Source organism: Streptomyces sp. NBC_00286 (genome assembly GCF_036173125.1).
In the GTDB taxonomy this organism is placed as follows: Bacteria; Actinomycetota; Actinomycetes; order Streptomycetales; family Streptomycetaceae; genus Streptomyces.
Genome location: NZ_CP108054.1, coordinates 1,151,810 through 1,167,462 on the forward strand (window position 1 = coordinate 1,151,810; position 15,653 = coordinate 1,167,462).

The following is a 15,653-nucleotide window of genomic DNA, read 5'->3' on the forward strand; positions in this document are numbered from 1 at the left end:
AGGAGGCCCGTTCCGGCACAGATTGGTGTCGCCTATCACGCAACTGGTAGCGCCATAAGAAACAAGCCACGCGAGGGGCAGCGCGGGCGAGTGACGCGGCATCAGGCCTTCGACCTGCCCAAAGGAGGTATCCAGCCGTCGGATGCCCGTCCGCGATCGCAAGACGAACGCACACACGCCCGCCTCGGCGGCGTTCATGGCCGAGAGCGGGCGCGTGAGGGGCGACGGGCGGGGCTCAGAACCCTCGGTCGATCCACTCCTGAAGGTGCGGGGCCTCGGCGGCGATGGTGGTCGTCTCCCCGTGGCCGGTGTGGACGACGGTGGCGTCCGGCAGCGGCAGCAGCCGGTACCGGATGGAATCGACGATGGTCGGGAAGTCGCTGTACGACCTCCCCGTCGCCCCCGGCCCGCCCGCGAAGAGGGTGTCACCGCTGAAGAGGGCCTTCAGAGCAGGCGCGTACATACAGACCGCACCCGGGGCATGGCCCGGGGTGTGCAGCACGGTCAGTTCGACACCGGCCACGGAGAGGAGCTGGCCGTGGGACAGCCCGCCGTCGGGTGTCCGGTCCGGGTGGGTCTGCTTCCACAGCTGAAGGTCGTCGTCGTGGAGCAGGATCGGAGCGCCGGTGCGATCCGCGAGTTCGGGTGCGGCGTCGATGTGGTCGTTGTGGGCGTGGGTGCACACGATGGCGCGAAGGGTGCGCCCACCGAGGGCCTCGGCGATCGCCTCGGCGTCGTGCGCGGCGTCTATGACGATGGCCTCGGTGTCGTCGCCGATGATCCATACGTTGTTGTCGACATCCCAGGTGCCGCCGTCGAGCGAGAACTGGCCCGAGGTGACGAGATGCTCGATGCGGGCGCCGGCGGTCACAGGACCACCACCGAACGCAGTACGTCGCCCTGATGCATCCGCTCGAAGGCCTTCTCGACCTCGTCGAGCGCGATGGTCTCCGTGACGAAGGCGTCCAGGTCCAGACGGCCCTGCAGATAGAGGTCGATGAGCATCGGGAAGTCCCGGCTCGGCAGGCAGTCGCCGTACCAGGAGGACTTCAGCGCGCCACCGCGGCCGAAGACGTCCAGCAGCGGCAACTCCAGCTTCATCTCCGGGGTCGGCACACCGACGAGTACGACCGTGCCCGCCAGGTCGCGGGCGTAGAACGCCTGCTTGTACGTCTCCGGGCGGCCCACCGCCTCGATGACCACGTCGGCACCGAAGCCGCCGGTCAGCTCGCGGATCGCCTCGACGGGGTCGGTGCCCTTGGCGTTGACGGTGTGGGTCGCGCCGAGCTTCTCGGCGGTGTTCAGCTTGAGCTCGTCGATGTCCACCGCGATGATCTTCGCCGCGCCCGCAAGGCTTGACCCGAGGACCGCCGCGGCTCCGACGCCGCCGCAGCCGATGACCGCCACGCTGTCACCGCGTCCGACATTGCCCGTGTTGATGGCCGCGCCGATGCCCGCCATCACGCCGCAGCCCAGCAGACCGGCGGCGGCCGCCGACGCGGCCCGGTCCACCTTCGTGCACTGGCCCGCCGCCACCAGCGTCTTCTCCGCGAACGCGCCGATGCCCAGCGCGGGCGACAGCTCCGTGCCGTCCTCCAGCGTCATCTTCTGCTTGGCGTTGTGGGTGCTGAAGCAGTACCAGGGCCGTCCGCGCACGCAGGCCCGGCAATTCCCGCACACCGCACGCCAGTTGAGGATGACGAAGTCACCTGGGGTGACGTCGGTGACGCCTTCTCCGACCGACTCCACGACACCCGCGGCCTCGTGGCCCAGCAGGAAGGGGAACTCGTCGTTGATACCGCCCTCGCGATAGTGCAGATCGGTGTGGCAGACCCCGCAGGCCTCGATCTTCACGAGCGCCTCTCCCGGACCCGGATCGGGCACGTTGATCGTTTCCAGGCTGACGGGGGCGCCCTTCCCCCGCGCGACGACAGCACGGACCTGGTGAGTCATGGCCACTCCTCGGGTGATACGGATTCGTGTTGCCCATTACGGCACACACTTCATGTCCCGCAACACAGCATCGTGGAGCGCCGACCGGGGGGTCAAGGATCTGGGCTTGGTGAGTGGACTGCCTTCGCGGGGCCGAGGTCCGGGCCTGGCTGGGCTAGGGCCGGTCAACGGGCCTGCACGGCGGCCTTCCCGATGACAGGTCAAGGGGCCTGCACGGCGGCCTTCGCCGACGACAGGTCAAAGGGTCGGCCCGGCGGCCTTCGCCGACGACAGGTCAAAGGGTCGGCCCGGCGGCCATCGCCGACTGAGCACGGCCGGCCGGTTTCCGGGCCAGGAGTGCGTCGCTCTGTCCGGCGCGCGTCACTCCTCGGTCGCCGCGTCGCAGGTGACCTCGTCGCGCGGTACGTACCGCGTCTTGAAGGTCTCCCGGTCGACTTCCCTGCCGCCGTCCTTGAAGACCCGGTCGACGGCGACGTCGAAGCCTTCGAGCGGGGTCTGCGGCACGCACTTCTCTCCGGATGCTCCCTTGCGGGTTCCCGGCTCCTTCACGTTGGTGCGCGGGCCCTTGACCGCTTCCACCGAGTCGTACTTCTTCGTGCCGAGGAAGGTGACCGTGACAGAGGTGCCCGTCGCCTGCGCGTCGATGTAGAGGGCGTTGCCCGAGTCGTTCCGGAACTTCAGGTCGAGGCTGCCCCAGGCCACCGTCGCCTCCCGGCCCTCCGGGTAGCGCTCGATGTAGAACGAGTGGGCCCCGTACTCCACCGGCTTCACGCCGGCGAAGAAGACGGCGTTGAACATGGTCGTGGCCACCGTGGAGACGCCGCCTCCGGCCGCCTTCTCGAACTGGTTGTTGTTGATGATGATGCCTTCCACGAACCCGTTGGCCTCGGTCCGCTCCCCCACGGTGCCGTTCAGGCTCCAGGTCTCGCCGGGCAGCACGACCGACCCGTCGATCAGCTCGGCCGCACGGCCGATGTTCGTGACGCGGTAGGGAAGGGGCTCGAAGGCGACCGTGAAGCTCGACATCTTCTCCTTGATGCCCAGGCGGCCGACGTTGTCGCGGGTCAGCTCGGGCTGCACCTCCTTGGTGGCCACCGTCCCGCTGCGGGCCGCGCCGGACTTCGTCAGCAGCGGCAGTACGGCCTTGTGCAGCGCCTTGGCCGTGACCTCGTGCCCGGCCTTGCCGTCCGAGGCCACCGCCACTCCCCCGCCGTCCGGGCGCAGCTTCGCGTTGACCGGCTCGCCGGTGGCCCGCGCGAGCGGAGCCGCCAGCGCCGGATCGCCCATGAGCCCCTTGCCGTCCAGCACGGGTGCGAGCCGCTTCTTCCCGTCCGGCTTCATGGTGAGGTGCTTGCCGAGCGTCGGCGGGCTGATCTCGATGTCTCGCTCGCCCACCGTGACCGTGACCGGCGCCGACATCGCGGGGGCGGCGAATTCCTTCATCGCGCGGTTCACTTCCGCCGTACCGACCTGGGCTTCGGCGGTACGGACCGGCAGCCGCACCGGCTCCTTCCCCAGTTCCGGGACCGCCGACACCACCGCCCCGACCGCGCCGTCCACGTCCAGAGAACGCCCGGCGACCGGCCGCTTCGGCACCGGCTCGCCCGCACGGAAGGTGACGCCGCCCTCCCGTGCCTTCCGGTCGTACGACTTCGCCTTCTCGGCCAGTGACGTACGGACCCTCTCCTCGTCCACCCGGATCACCGGCTCGACCTCGCGATCACCACTCGAGAACAGTCGGCCGATCACGGTGAACGGGTCGGACCCCACCTGCGCGGCACGATCGACGGTCTCCTCGCTGTCCAACGAGATCCCGGATATGCGGACGGCGTCGGCACTGTCGCCGAGGCGCACCTTCACCGGCTTCGACCAGGTCCCGCCCAGGCTGCTGTCCAGCTTCTCCTGCGCCTGCGAGCGGCTCACGCCTCCGATGTCCACACCGCTGACCCGGGTTCCCTCGGGGACATCGTCACCGGAGACCAGCAGGCCCACCAGATACAGCCCGCCGAAACCGACCCCCGCCGCCCCCGCCACGAGCGCGACACGACGGGCTATTCGGCGACGATCGTCCGAGGTGGTGCCGCCGGGTATGGCGTCGAGAAGGGACGAGCGACTCACTGGCTTCTCCTCGTCTGTGCCTGTCGCGTTGACGCGGGCAGGGCCACACCGGGGCCGCTCGCCAGGCGATGATAAGGAGAAGTCTGTGGGGGCGCCGTTAGGTCCGTCACTGGCACGGGGTGCCGGAGCTGGGCTTCCCCGCACGCCGCCGGCAGGATTCGGCGCCGTGGGCAGGCCGACCGGCCGAAGTCAGCGGCCTGCGCCGACGCGTGCGGGCACCTCGTCGAGGGCGGTCCGACCGTCGGCCCGGCCACGGACCAGCGGACGATGTATCGGCCCTGTGCCCTGGGACAGAGGCAGACCGGCGGCTTGGTTGGTGTGGGCGATGATCTCCGCGGTGATCGAGACGGCCGTCTCCTCGGGGGTACGGGCACCGAGGTCGAGGCCGATCGGTGAGCGCAGCCGGGCGAGCTGTTCCTCGGGCACGCCGACCTCGCGCAGGAGGCGCAGGCGTTCGTCGCTGGTGCGCCGAGAGCCCATCGCGCCGATGTAGCCCACCGGCAGGTCGAGGGCGAGCTGCAGCAGGGGGATGTCGAACTTGGCGTCGTGGGTGAGAACGCAGACGGCGGTACGGGCGTCCACGGCCGTCTGCGCCAGGTAGCGGTGAGGCCAGTCGACGACGACCTCATCGGCGTACGGGAAGCGGGCGCGCGTCGCGAAGACGGGGCGGGCGTCGCACACGGTGACCCGGTAGCCGAGGAAGGCGCCGGCCTGGCTGAGGGCGGCGGCGAAGTCGACCGCGCCGAAGACCAGCATGCGCGGGCGGGACGCGTGGACGTGGACGAGGACGGTCAGCGGTTCGGGACACCCGTCCCCGTTCCCGCCGACCGCGACGCGGGCGGTGCGGCCCGCCTGCAGCAGGGCGCGGGCTTCGTCCACCACCAGCCGGTCCGCCGCCTCGTGGTCCAGGGTGCCGTACGTCATGCTGCCGTCGGCGAGGACGCTCAGGGTCGCGCCGAGCAGGTGGTCGGGGCCGTCGACGACCTGGGCCACGGCCGCGGGCCTGCCTTCCGCGACCTCGTCGAGGGCCGCCGCTAGGGCCTGTGTCGAAAGTGGCGTAGTTCGCCCGGAGGGCGGGCCGGGCGGCGGCGATGGGGTCCCCCCGCGCGAGCTCGGGTTCGAGTGTGGGGGAGTGTGCTCTGGGGGTCCCCCCGGCCGGAGGCTGGGGGAGTGCCGGGTGGAAGCCCTCCTACTGGACGTACTTGGGCTTTCGCCCGGTGCGGCGAAGGGGGTCCCCCCGTCCGAGCCGTGCGAAGCCGGTTCGAGGATGGTGGCGCGTGCCAGGCGTCGGCCGGCAGGCGCCACTTTCGACACAGGCCCTGGGTGGGGCCTGTCGGCGGGGTCGACGCGCTGGACGAGTACGTCGAGTTCGCCGCCGCAGGTCAGCCCGACGGCGAAGGCGTCGTCGTCGGAGTAGCCGAACCAGGCGCGCTGCGGAGCGCCTCCGTCGTGGAGCACCTGACGGCACAGCTCGTACACGGCGCCCTCGACACAGCCGCCGGAGATGCTGCCGACCGCGTTGCCGTCGGCGTCCACCGCGACGGACGTACCGACCTGCAGGGGTGCGCTGCCCCGCACGTCGACGACGGTGGCCAGGGCGAAGGGGCGCGCCCCGCGGCACCAGCGGTGCAGTGTGTCCGCGATGTTCAGCATGAACGGGTCCTTCGTGCAAGGTGAGGTGGGCGGGCCGCCACCGCGCCGCCGGGGAGCGTCGCTCTACGCGGCGGCGGCCCTGGGAGGTCCGGCAGCAGGACGCGGGAGGACCGTCCCCCACTGCCTTAAAGGCCAAGGCCATGAAGTTATGGGCTGATGGCTGTTGTCGAGAGGATGTCGATGCTGATGGTGGCCTTGTAGGTGCGTCGGTCGACGCGGAGACTTTTATAGGCGTAGCGGGACAGGGGGCGTTTGACGGCGCGGGGGCTGACGCGCAGGCGGCGGGCGGGCATGAGCTGGTTCAGGACCGCGTGGCCGATGGCGCCGACGAGGTCGATGGTGGTGCCGGCGATCACGTTCGCGGCCTGGACGACCTGGTCGCGGGCGGCTTGGAGGGCGGCGGAGAAGCTTGCGCGGTCTGGGTCGGTGCCGGGGACGGTGCCGGTGGCGTCGGCGATGGCGGTCCTGATGGCCTGGTAGACGGTGAGCAGGGCGTAGACCTCCTGGGCGATGCCGGGCATGGTGCGGGCGCGCAGGACCCGGCGGCCGAGCATGGATTTCTTGATCGCGAAGTAGGCGGACTCCACTTCCCAGCGTTCGTGGTAGAGCTTGACCAGCTCGAACGCGGGATGGGTGCGGTGGTCGAGCAGGGTGGTCGCCAGACGGTAGACGCCGGTGTGGCGTCCGGCGGTGGTGGTGATGGTGATCTCGCATTCGATGATGCGGACGTCGACGGTGGCGATGCGGGAGAGGAAGGAGCCGTCCGGCAGGCGCCGCAGGAGGGGCGGTTTGCGGGTGGCGGTCAGGCGGGCCAGGAAGTCGGCTCCGGTGGCGGCGGTGTGCTCAAGGAAGGCGTTGCCGCTGAAGCCGCGGTCCAGCAGCACGATCATTCCGGGTGTCAGGGAGCGCAGCAGGCGCCGGCCGTAGGTGGTCTCGCCGGTGCTGCGTGGTCCGAAGGCCGCGTCCAGGACGGCGCGGGTGCCGCAGGCGACCAGGGCGGTCAGGCAGATCTGCGGGTAGCCGGCGGTGTTGAACCGGTTGGACCCCTTGCCCAGGCAGGCGCGGGTGTGGGGGCTGTCGGGGACGTCGAGGTAGGTGCCGTCGATGGCGACGACCAGCAGGTGGGCCCAGCGTGCCCCGGTGGTACCGATCGTGCTCGCCGGGCCGCGCAGGAGGTCGAACAGGGCCTGCAGCGGGCGGGGTCCCAGGCGGCAGCGGGCATGCCACAGGGCTGTTGCCGTGACACTCGGCAGCGGCAGCGCATCCAACGCGGCAGTCAGCTTGCCCCACACGGCGCGGTAGCCGCAGTCCTCGAACAACGCGGCGGCCAGCAGCAGGTAGACGACGACGCGGGCAGGCAGCTTGCGCAGCCGACGCTGAACGGCCCCGCACTCGGCGAGCACCGTATCGACCATCTCGAACGGCACGATCTGGGTCAGCTCGCCCAGATGGCCTGGCGCGTAGAGGCCCTCGGCTACCGCGATCTCGCGGGTGATGACACACTGCACGGACAGCGGAGCCTCCGGTCTTTGTGAACGACATGTCTTGGTCGACTGTCAGTTCTACCGGGGCTCCGCTTCCTGCACTCTGCGTTCCGCCAGATCAAGCACCCCTTGCCACCAGCCGCTGAACCATAACTTCATGGCCTTGCCTTAAAGGCGTGGGGGGACCCCCAGCCGGACGTATCGGGCCTCGGCTCAGAGCAACGCCTCGGCGGTGATGGGCAGTTCGCGGATACGGCGCCCGGTGGCGTTGAAGACCGCGTTGGCGATGGCGGACGCCACCCCGACCTGGACGATCTCTCCGACACCCTTGACGCCGAGCACGTCGGCGTTCATGTCCTCGCCCTCCAGGTAGATCGCCTTGATCTCGGGGATGTCGGCGTTCACGGGCACGAGGTAGTCGGCCAGGTTGGCGTTGACGATTCGGCCGTCGCGGTGGTCGGTGACCGTGTGCTCAAGGAGCGCCTGGCTGATGCCGCCAACCATCCCGCCCAGCGCCTGGCTGTCGGCGAGTTTGGGGCTGACGATGCGGCCGCAGTCGTACACCCCGAGCATCCGCCGCACCCGCACCAGCCCCAGCGTCGCGTCCACCCCGACCTCGGTGAAGACCGCGCCGTAGGAGTAGTACGAGTGCCGCTCGGGATCCGGCGGCCCGGCGTACGAGCCGTCGGCTTCGAGGTGGGTGCGGTTGTTGCGGGCGAGCAGCCGCTGATAGGTCTCGCCGCGGGCCGGGTTGCCCTGGACGTGCAGCCGACCGTTGCGTACGACGATGTCCTCGGCCTTGACGCCGTACAGCGGTGATTCCTCGTCCTCGACGGCCAGTTTGATCGCCTGCCGGCGGACCTTGTCGCAGGCGTCGAGGGTGGCGGAGCCGACGCTCGCCATGGTCATCGAGCCGCCGTGCGGCGGGGTGGGCGGGTAGAGCGAGTCGCCGAGCCGGAAGTCGACCGCGCGCATGGCCAGCCCGAGCGCGTCGGCGGCGACCTGGGTCTGGGAGGTGTAGGTCCCCGGACCCATGTCGCTCGAGGCGGCCTCGACCACCGCGGTACCGTCCGCGTCCAGGCGGGCCCGGGCATCTGCCGCCACGAGCCCGGGGTCATACACGGCCGCGGCCATGCCCAGACCGATCAGCCAGTCGCCGTCCCGCTTCGAGCGGGGCTTCGCCTTGCGCCGCTCCCAGCCGAACTCACGGGCGCCCACGGTGTAGCACTCGCGCAGCCGACGCGTGGACCAGGGCAGCCCGGTCGACTCGTCCTCGGCCGGCTCGTTGCGCAGACGCAGCTCGATCGGGTCGATACGCAGCCGGTCGGCGAGTTCGTCCATGGCCGACTCGATGGCGAAGGACGCGTTCGCGAAGCCCGGACCGCGCATCCAGATCGGGGTGTTCACGTCCAGGGGCACCTTCCGGTACGCCTGGCTGACGTTGGGCGTGCTGTAGAACATCTGCCCGGCGAGCATGATGGCCTCGTCGAACTTCTCGTACGAAGACGTCTCCGCGTCGATCTCGTGGATCGTGGCCCTCAGGCGGCCCCGCTGGTCACTGCCCAGGCGCAGCCGGTACTCGTACAAGGGCCGGAAGCCGGTGCCGAAGTACTGCTGCCTCCGGCTGAGGACCACCTTCACGGGACGCTTCGTCTCACGGGCGGCCAGCGCGGCGACCACCGTGTGCGGCCAGCAGCGCAGCCCGCTGCCGAAGCCGCCGCCGACGAACGGCGAGATGACCCGCACGGACTTCAGGGGCAGGTCGAACACCGTGGAGAGTTCGGTCTGCGTGCCCACCACCCACTGGGTCTTGTCCCACACGGTCAGCTTGTCGCCGTCCCAGCGGGCGATGGTGGCGTGCGGCTCCATCGGATTGTGGTGATTGCGCGCCATGCGGTACGTCAGATCCATCCGTACCGGCGCCTCGCGCAGACCGGCTTCGGCGTTCCCCCGCGCGTACTTGGTCGGTGCGTCCGCCTTGGCCTCGGCCAGGTCGGTCGAGGGCTTCTCGGCGTCGTAGTCGACCTTGACCAGGCTGGCGCCGTGCTGCGCGGCCTCCAGGCTGGTGGCGATGACGACGGCGACCGGCTGGCCGTGGAAGAGGACCTTGTCGTCCTGGAAGACCCGCAGCCTGCGGCCCTCCGCCGGGTTGTTCGACCCGGGGTTGTCGCGGTACGGCAACGTCGGCGCGTTGCCGTGATGGATCACCCGCAGCACGCCGGGGACGGCTTCGGCGTCATCCGTGTCGACGCCGGCGATACGGCCGCGGCCGATGCTCGCGTCGACGATCACGGCGTGCGCCACCCCGTCGACGGTGGGGGTCCCCCCGCGCGAGGTTGTTCGAGCGTGGGGGAACTCAGCGGCGTACTGCGCCTTGCCGGTGACCTTCAGCCGCCCGTCCACCCGGGACAGCGGCGCACCTACGGCTGCCTGCGGCTGGGGGCTCACTTGGTACCTCCTACGATGCGCAGCTGACGCTCGACGGTCCGTTGCAGCAACTCGACCTTGAAGCGGTTGTGTTCGAGCGGGCGGGCCCCCTTGGCCGCATGTTCGGCGGCGGCCTTCCACAGGGCGTCCGAGGGGCGTTCGCCGACCAGGTGCACCTCTACGGCGGGCAGCTTCCAGGGCACGGTGCCCACGCCTCCGGCGGCGACCTTTGCCTCCTGGATGGCTCCGCCGCGTACGTGCAGGGCGACGGCCGCGGACGTCAGCGCGAACTCGTACGACTGACGGTCCCGCACCTTCAGATAGCCGGACTTCAGCGGGCGCGGAAGGGCGGGGATCTCCACCCCTGTGATCAACTCGCCCTGCTTCAGGGCCTGTTCACGATTCGGGGTCTTCCCCGGCCGCAACAGGAAGTCGGCGAAGGGGACACGGCGTTCCCCGTCCGGGCCCAGCAGGTGCACGGTCGCCTCCAGCGCCGCGAACGCCACCGCCACATCGGAGGGGTGCGTGGCCACGCAGGAGTCGGAGGTGCCGAGGATGGCGTGCGTGCGGTTGTGGCCCTCCCGGGCCGCACAACCGGAGCCGGGGTCACGCTTGTTGCAGTCGGCGGTCACGTCACGGAAGTACGTACAGCGGGTGCGCTGCATGATGTTGCCGCCGATGGTCGCCATGTTCCGCAGCTGGGCCGATGCGCTCAGCTCCAGCGCCTCGGAGATGACGGGGAAGAGCGTACGGACCTTGGGGTGGGCGGCCGTCTCGGCCATGCTGACCAGCGCGCCGATGCGTATCCCGCCGCGCTCGGTAACCCTGACCTCGCGCAACGGCAGGTCACTGATGTCGACCAGCGTCTCGGGACGCTCGACGGTCTCGCGCATCAGGTCGACGAGGGTCGTACCCCCGGCGATGTAACGCCCGCCTCTACGGCCCGCGTTGAGGGCCTCACGAGTGTCAGCGGCCTTCGTGAAGGAGAAGGGATACATCGGTCCTCACTTCCCGGCGGCGGTCTGCTCGACCGCGCGCACGATCTTCACGTAGCAGCCGCAGCGGCAGATGTTGCCGCTCATCCACTCCCGGATCTCCTCCGGCGAATCGGTGTGGCCCTCCTTGATGCAGCCGACGCCGGACATGATCTGTCCGGGGGTGCAGTAACCGCACTGGAAGGCGTCCTCGTCGATGAACGCCTGCTGCAGCGGGTGCAGTTGGCCGCCCTTGGACAGACCCTCGATGGTGGTGACCTCGGCACCCTCCAGCCGGACCGCCAGGGTCAGGCAGGAGTTCACCCGCTGCCCGTCGACCAGTACCGTGCACGCCCCGCAAGCTCCGGCGTTGCAGCCCTTCTTGGAGCCGGTCAGGTCGAAGTGCTCGCGCAGCAGGTCCAGTAGCGAGGTGCGGTTGTCGACCGTGACCGTGCGCCGGGTGCCGTTGACCGTCAGGGAGACGCGGCTCTCGGGCGGGGGCTCGGCGCCGTCGGCCTCGTCACCGAGGAACACGGTGCCTCCGAGCACGCCGCCTGCGACGACAACACCGCCGACAGCCGTAGAGGTGGCGATGAACGTGCGCCGGGTGGGCCCCGTGGAGGACTCGTCGGCTCCGGTGGGGGGAGGAACGGAAGACTCAGGAATTTCAGTGGACATACGTACGCCTTCACATCACGGACGGAGGTGATCGAGCTGCGGGCCTCAGGAAACCGGCTCGGTCGCGAGGGAAGAAGGTCGTGTTTATAGGGGGGACAAGCTCAACCCCCTTGCTGGGCAGGCTCACGACTACTGTCCGGGGTCGGGAACGCCTGGCCCGGCGGCCGAGCCGACAGCCATCAGAAGGTTCAGAAGGTGAGAAGCACCTTGGTGGCGCGGCGTTCATCCATCGCCTTGTAGCCCTCCGCAGCCTGGTCCAGGGGCAGGGTGAGGTCGAAGACCTTGCCTGGGTCGATCTTCCGGTCCCAGATGAGCTGGATCAGGTCGGGCAGGAAGCGGCGTACGGGGGCGGGGCCGCCCTCCGTGTGGATGCCGGCGAAGAAGAGGTCGATGCCGGGGATCGTAACGTCGTAGTTGACGCCGACGAAGCCCAGGTGCCCGCCCGGACGGGTTGCGCCGATCGCCTGCATCGTGGACTCCTGGGTGCCGACCGCCTCGACCACCGAGTGCGCGCCGAGACCGCCCGTGAGTTCCTTGATCTTCGCCACGCCCTCGTCACCGCGCTCGGCGACGATGTCGGTCGCGCCGTAGAAGCGGGCCAGCTCCTGCCGTTCGGGGTGGCGGGACATCGCGATGATCCTCCCCCAGTCTCGGCTTCGCTCGACCGGGGGCACCCCCATGGCGCCCAGCTGCTTGGCGGCGAGGACGGCCATCAGGCCGACCGCGCCGTCGCCGACGACCGCGACGGTCTTGCCGGGGCCGGCCTCGGCGGCGACGGCCCCGTACCAGCCGGTGCCGAGCACGTCGGAGGCGGCCAGCAAGGAGGGGATCAGCTCCGCGTCGGGCTGCCCCGGCGTCGGAACGAGCGTGCCGTCCGCGTGCGGAATGCGCGCCTTCTCGGCCTGGGTGCCGATCGTCTGCGCCACGAACTCCCGGTGTACGCAGCCGGATTGGTAGCCCGAGCGGCAGATCTCGCAGGTGTTGTCGGAGATGACGAACGACCCGACGACGAAGTCGCCGACCTTGACGTTCCGCACGTCGTCTCCGACTTCCTCGACGACGCCCACGTACTCATGCCCCATGGCCGTGTGATCGACGGGTTCGATCCCGCGGTACGGCCACAGGTCCGACCCGCAGATGCAGGTCGCGGTCAGCCGGACGATGGCGTCGGTGGGCTCGAGGATCTTCGGGTCCTCGCGCTCCTCAAGACGGACGTCGCCGGCCTTGTGCATCACTACGCCACGCATGGGTGCATCTCCTTGCTTTCCTTGCTTCGTGCGTTGGCGCCTATGGCGCCGATGTGCCAGGCAACCGTCTCCATCGCGGGCGAAGAAGGTCGGGTTTATGGGGGGTACAAGCTCAACCTCCCTTTCCGGCGGCTCGTGCCTACCGTTGAGGGCATGGACCAGCGACCCGACAACCGCTCCGAGATCCGGGATTTCCTCGCCACCCGGCGCGCCAGGATCACCCCGGAGCAGGCAGGGCTGCCCACGAGCGGCCGGCGGCGGGTCCCGGGGCTACGGCGCGAGGAGGTCGCCGTTCTCGCCGGTGTGAGTACCGAGTGGTACACCCGGCTGGAGAAGGGCCATATCGGCGGCGTGTCCGAGGACGTCCTCGATGCGGTCGCCCGCGCACTGCAACTGGACGAGGAGGAGCGCACGTACCTGTTCGACCTGGCCAAGGCCGCACAGCCGTCCAGCCGTACGCCTCGCCGTCGCAAGGCCGTCGAGGTCCCGGCCCGTGTCGAGTGGCTGCTGGACTCCATCACGCTGTCCGCGGCGTTCGTCACCAACGGCCGCCTGGACATCGTGTCCGCCAACGCACTAGCCCGCGCGCTGTTCTCGCCGCTGTTCAGCAGCGAGACCGTGGACGAACGTGGCCGTCCGAACTTCGCCCGCTACTGGTTCCTCGACCGTGGCGCACCCGACTTCGTCGCCGACTGGGACGCCGCCGCGAACATCACCGTCGCCCTGCTGCGCGTCGAAGCCGGGCGCTACCCGCACGACAGGGCACTGCGCGAGCTGATCGGTGAACTGTCCACGGTGAGCGCCGAGTTCCGCACTCGCTGGGCCGCCCACAATGTGCGCATCCACCACGGCGGCGTCAAGCGCTTCCACCACCCTGACGCCGGGACCCTGCAGCTCACCTACCAGCCGCTGGGCCTGCCCCTCTCCACTCACGAGGAGCACGCCCTGACCATCTACACCGCCGAGCCGGGCAGCCCCGATGAGGACCGTCTCAAGCTTCTGGCCAGCTGGGCAGCCACGTCGGCCCGGCCGCCGAACCCACCCGCCACCGATGCCACGCCCAAGACGAGGAAGCCGGACACTCGCGGCTCGTCCCAGTAAGGCCAGGCGCGCAGGCTTCACCGAGGACGCGTCCGCTGCCGTCGACCGCGCCTGAACAGTTCAGCCGTCCAGTTCGCGGCGCGCAGACGTGACGGGGCAGAACGCTGCCGCCGCCGTTATACGGCGGCGCGAAGCAACGGGCTTCCTGCCTGCCCGGCAGGAAGCCCCGCCCCCGTGTTGGGACCGCCCTCGCGCGTTACCAGTTCGCGGGTTCGGCCAGGCCGTACGAGTTCGCAATGCGTGCGTGATCGTGGAAGACGGAGAGCTCCCGAGGGCCGGCGGGCAGGTTCTCGCGCCAGCCGGTGCAGTAGATGCCGGACGACCAGCGAATCGTGCGGGACGTCTTCGGCAGCACGGGAACTCCGGTCTTGCTGTACTTCTTCACACCGTTGACCCAGATCTCGAAGGCACCGTTGCTCGCGTGGAACTTCAGTCGCGTGACGATCCGGATCCAAGTGCCCCGCAGATCGGTCACCTTGGCGACGTTCGCGCTGAAGCCGCCGGATCCGCCGATGCGCAGGTCGTCGTTCTGGATGAACATCAGCTCCCACGGTCCCTCGGGATCTTCGGGCGACCACTGCTGGAAGGTGACGTTCTGGTTGTGGAACTGCCAGCCGGGGGCGATGTAGACCGCCTGACCGTAGTAGCGGTCCTGGCCTACGGCCTGGGTGGAGGCCTGGATGGTCTCGGAGTGGTAGCCGCCGCCCTCGTTGATGTAGGTCTGCTTGGCCTCGATGGCGTTGCCGCCTTTGTAGGCGGGGGTGGTGACGTTGCGTAAGACGCCTTGCTTCTGGGGCTTCTGCGGGTAGTTGGACCACCCTTGGACGGTGCCCTCGTCCTGGAAGTACACCCCGGCGGGCAAGGCCTGGACGCCCACGTCTCCCCGGGCGCCGGCCTCCGCGGAGCCACCTGTCAGAGCGAGACCGGCGATCAGAGCGCCAGTAAGGCAGAACACATGGATCCTTTTACCCGTCCACTTCCTTAACATCCGATCAATCCTCCTCGGAGCCGAAATCAGGTCTGAACCATTCACCGAAGTTACCGGGCGATGCCTGACGGGTCCACATCAAGCCTTCAGATAGATCCGATATTTGAAGGGCACTACCGAACTCAGCTCCCACATGCTGAGAGCACACCGTGAGCCAAACGCTTGATCGTGCATGATCAACGAGAGCCCCGCGACCTCCTACCGCGCGGCGGGGAGGCACACGCTGATCACGTAGGGAGTGGCGTTGTCCCTCTGGGAAGCACTGGCCGTCCTCGCCGCCGGCATCGGCGCGGGCACGATCAACACCATCGTCGGCTCCGGCACCCTGATCACCTTCCCGGTGCTGCTCGCCACCGGACTGCCGCCGATCACCGCCAACGTCTCCAACGCCCTCGGCCTCGTCCCCGGCTCCATCAGCGGAGCCATCGGCTACCGCGCCGAACTGCGCGGACAGGGCCGCCGCGCACTCGTCCTCAGCCTCACCGCTCTCATCGGCGGACTCGGCGGCGCCATCCTGCTGCTCGCCCTGCCCTCCGAGGCCTTCGACACGATCGTCCCCGTACTGATCGCCCTCGCGCTCATCCTCGTACTGCTCCAGCCACGCCTCGCCAGAGCCGTACGACGCCGCCGCGACAAGAACGGCACCACCTCCCGCCCGCACGGCGGACCCGCCCTCCTGGTAGGGCTGCTCCTCGCGAGCGCGTACGGCGGCTACTTCGGCGCCGCCCAAGGGGTGCTGTACCTCTCCCTGATGGGCCTGCTCCTCGACGAGGACCTGCAACGCGTCAACGCGGTCAAGAACATCCTCGGAGCCGTCGTCAACGGCGTCGCCGCCTGCTTCTTCCTCTTCGTCGCTGAGTTCGACTGGACGGCGGTCCTGCTGATCGCCGTCGGCTCCGCCCTCGGCGGGCAGATCGGCGCCAAGGTCGGCCGCCGCCTCCCGCCCACCGCGCTCCGCGCCGTCATCGTCGCCGTCGGCGCCATCGCGATCGTGCAGCTGCTGCGCTGACGCACCGAGGCTGACACACCA

The 15,653-nt window shown here is 69.6% G+C and carries 12 protein-coding genes; 2 read left to right on the forward strand and 10 right to left on the reverse strand.

The window, feature by feature from the left end:
- Positions 1-235: 235 nt before the first annotated feature.
- From OHT21_RS05370 to OHT21_RS05410, 9 genes are all read right to left on the reverse strand, one after another.
- Complete coding sequence (locus OHT21_RS05370; protein ID WP_328767068.1) at positions 236-871, reverse strand: MBL fold metallo-hydrolase; 636 nt, start codon at positions 869-871, stop codon at positions 236-238.
- The gene (locus OHT21_RS05375) at positions 868-1,953 is read right to left on the reverse strand and encodes an S-(hydroxymethyl)mycothiol dehydrogenase (RefSeq protein ID WP_328767069.1); all 1,086 of its coding nucleotides are present in this window, start codon (positions 1,951-1,953) and stop codon (positions 868-870) included. The genes OHT21_RS05370 and OHT21_RS05375 overlap by 4 nt, the downstream gene beginning before the upstream one ends.
- A 360-nt stretch (positions 1,954-2,313) precedes the next feature.
- Positions 2,314-4,071: a VanW family protein gene (locus tag OHT21_RS05380; RefSeq protein WP_443050318.1), complete on the reverse strand. Its 1,758-nt coding sequence runs from the start codon at positions 4,069-4,071 to the stop codon at positions 2,314-2,316.
- A 189-nt stretch (positions 4,072-4,260) separates the two neighbouring features.
- Positions 4,261-5,724, reverse strand: coding sequence for an XdhC/CoxI family protein (locus tag OHT21_RS05385; protein WP_328767070.1), 1,464 nt, complete (start codon positions 5,722-5,724; stop codon positions 4,261-4,263).
- 146 nt (positions 5,725-5,870) lie between these two features.
- Entirely contained in the window at positions 5,871-7,232 is a 1,362-nt protein-coding gene (locus OHT21_RS05390; RefSeq protein WP_328767071.1) for an IS4 family transposase, read from the reverse strand.
- 189 nt (positions 7,233-7,421) lie between these two features.
- On the reverse strand, positions 7,422-9,656 hold the full coding sequence (locus tag OHT21_RS05395; RefSeq protein ID WP_328767072.1) for a xanthine dehydrogenase family protein molybdopterin-binding subunit: 2,235 nt from the start codon (positions 9,654-9,656) through the stop codon (positions 7,422-7,424).
- A complete protein-coding gene (locus OHT21_RS05400; RefSeq protein WP_328767073.1) occupies positions 9,653-10,633 on the reverse strand; it encodes an FAD binding domain-containing protein in 981 nt (326 codons plus the stop codon). Before OHT21_RS05400 ends, OHT21_RS05395 begins: the two co-directional genes overlap by 4 nt.
- Before the next feature lie 6 nt (positions 10,634-10,639).
- Positions 10,640-11,287: a (2Fe-2S)-binding protein gene (locus OHT21_RS05405; protein ID WP_328767074.1), complete on the reverse strand. Its 648-nt coding sequence runs from the start codon at positions 11,285-11,287 to the stop codon at positions 10,640-10,642.
- 188 nt (positions 11,288-11,475) lie between these two features.
- Positions 11,476-12,534 (reverse strand): zinc-dependent alcohol dehydrogenase family protein, encoded by a 1,059-nt coding sequence (locus OHT21_RS05410; RefSeq protein WP_328767075.1) that lies wholly within the window; start codon positions 12,532-12,534, stop codon positions 11,476-11,478.
- 153 nt (positions 12,535-12,687) lie between these two features.
- Between OHT21_RS05410 and OHT21_RS05415 the strand changes: the two genes are divergently transcribed.
- Complete coding sequence (locus tag OHT21_RS05415) at positions 12,688-13,635, forward strand: helix-turn-helix transcriptional regulator (RefSeq protein WP_328767076.1); 948 nt, start codon at positions 12,688-12,690, stop codon at positions 13,633-13,635.
- A gap of 196 nt (positions 13,636-13,831) precedes the next feature.
- On the opposite strand, the gene OHT21_RS05420 is transcribed toward OHT21_RS05415, so the two are convergent.
- Complete coding sequence (locus OHT21_RS05420; RefSeq protein ID WP_328767077.1) at positions 13,832-14,512, reverse strand: heparin lyase I family protein; 681 nt, start codon at positions 14,510-14,512, stop codon at positions 13,832-13,834.
- Positions 14,513-14,861: 349 nt separating this feature from the next.
- Here OHT21_RS05420 and OHT21_RS05425 point away from each other — a divergent pair, with 349 nt between their 5' ends.
- Positions 14,862-15,632: a sulfite exporter TauE/SafE family protein gene (locus OHT21_RS05425; RefSeq protein ID WP_328767078.1), complete on the forward strand. Its 771-nt coding sequence runs from the start codon at positions 14,862-14,864 to the stop codon at positions 15,630-15,632.
- Positions 15,633-15,653 lie beyond the last annotated feature (21 nt).

Excerpts from the sequence above, each read along its gene's own strand:
- OHT21_RS05375 (WP_328767069.1), bottom strand. The coding sequence starts at position 1,953 with ATGACTCACCAGGTCCGTGCTGTCGTCGCGCGGGGGAAGGGCGCCCCC.
- OHT21_RS05385 (WP_328767070.1), bottom strand. The coding sequence starts at position 5,724 with ATGCTGAACATCGCGGACACACTGCACCGCTGGTGCCGCGGGGCGCGC.
- OHT21_RS05400 (WP_328767073.1), bottom strand. The coding sequence starts at position 10,633 with ATGTATCCCTTCTCCTTCACGAAGGCCGCTGACACTCGTGAGGCCCTC.
- OHT21_RS05405 (WP_328767074.1), bottom strand. The coding sequence starts at position 11,287 with ATGTCCACTGAAATTCCTGAGTCTTCCGTTCCTCCCCCCACCGGAGCC.
- OHT21_RS05410 (WP_328767075.1), bottom strand. The coding sequence starts at position 12,534 with ATGCGTGGCGTAGTGATGCACAAGGCCGGCGACGTCCGTCTTGAGGAG.
- OHT21_RS05415 (WP_328767076.1), top strand. The coding sequence starts at position 12,688 with ATGGACCAGCGACCCGACAACCGCTCCGAGATCCGGGATTTCCTCGCC.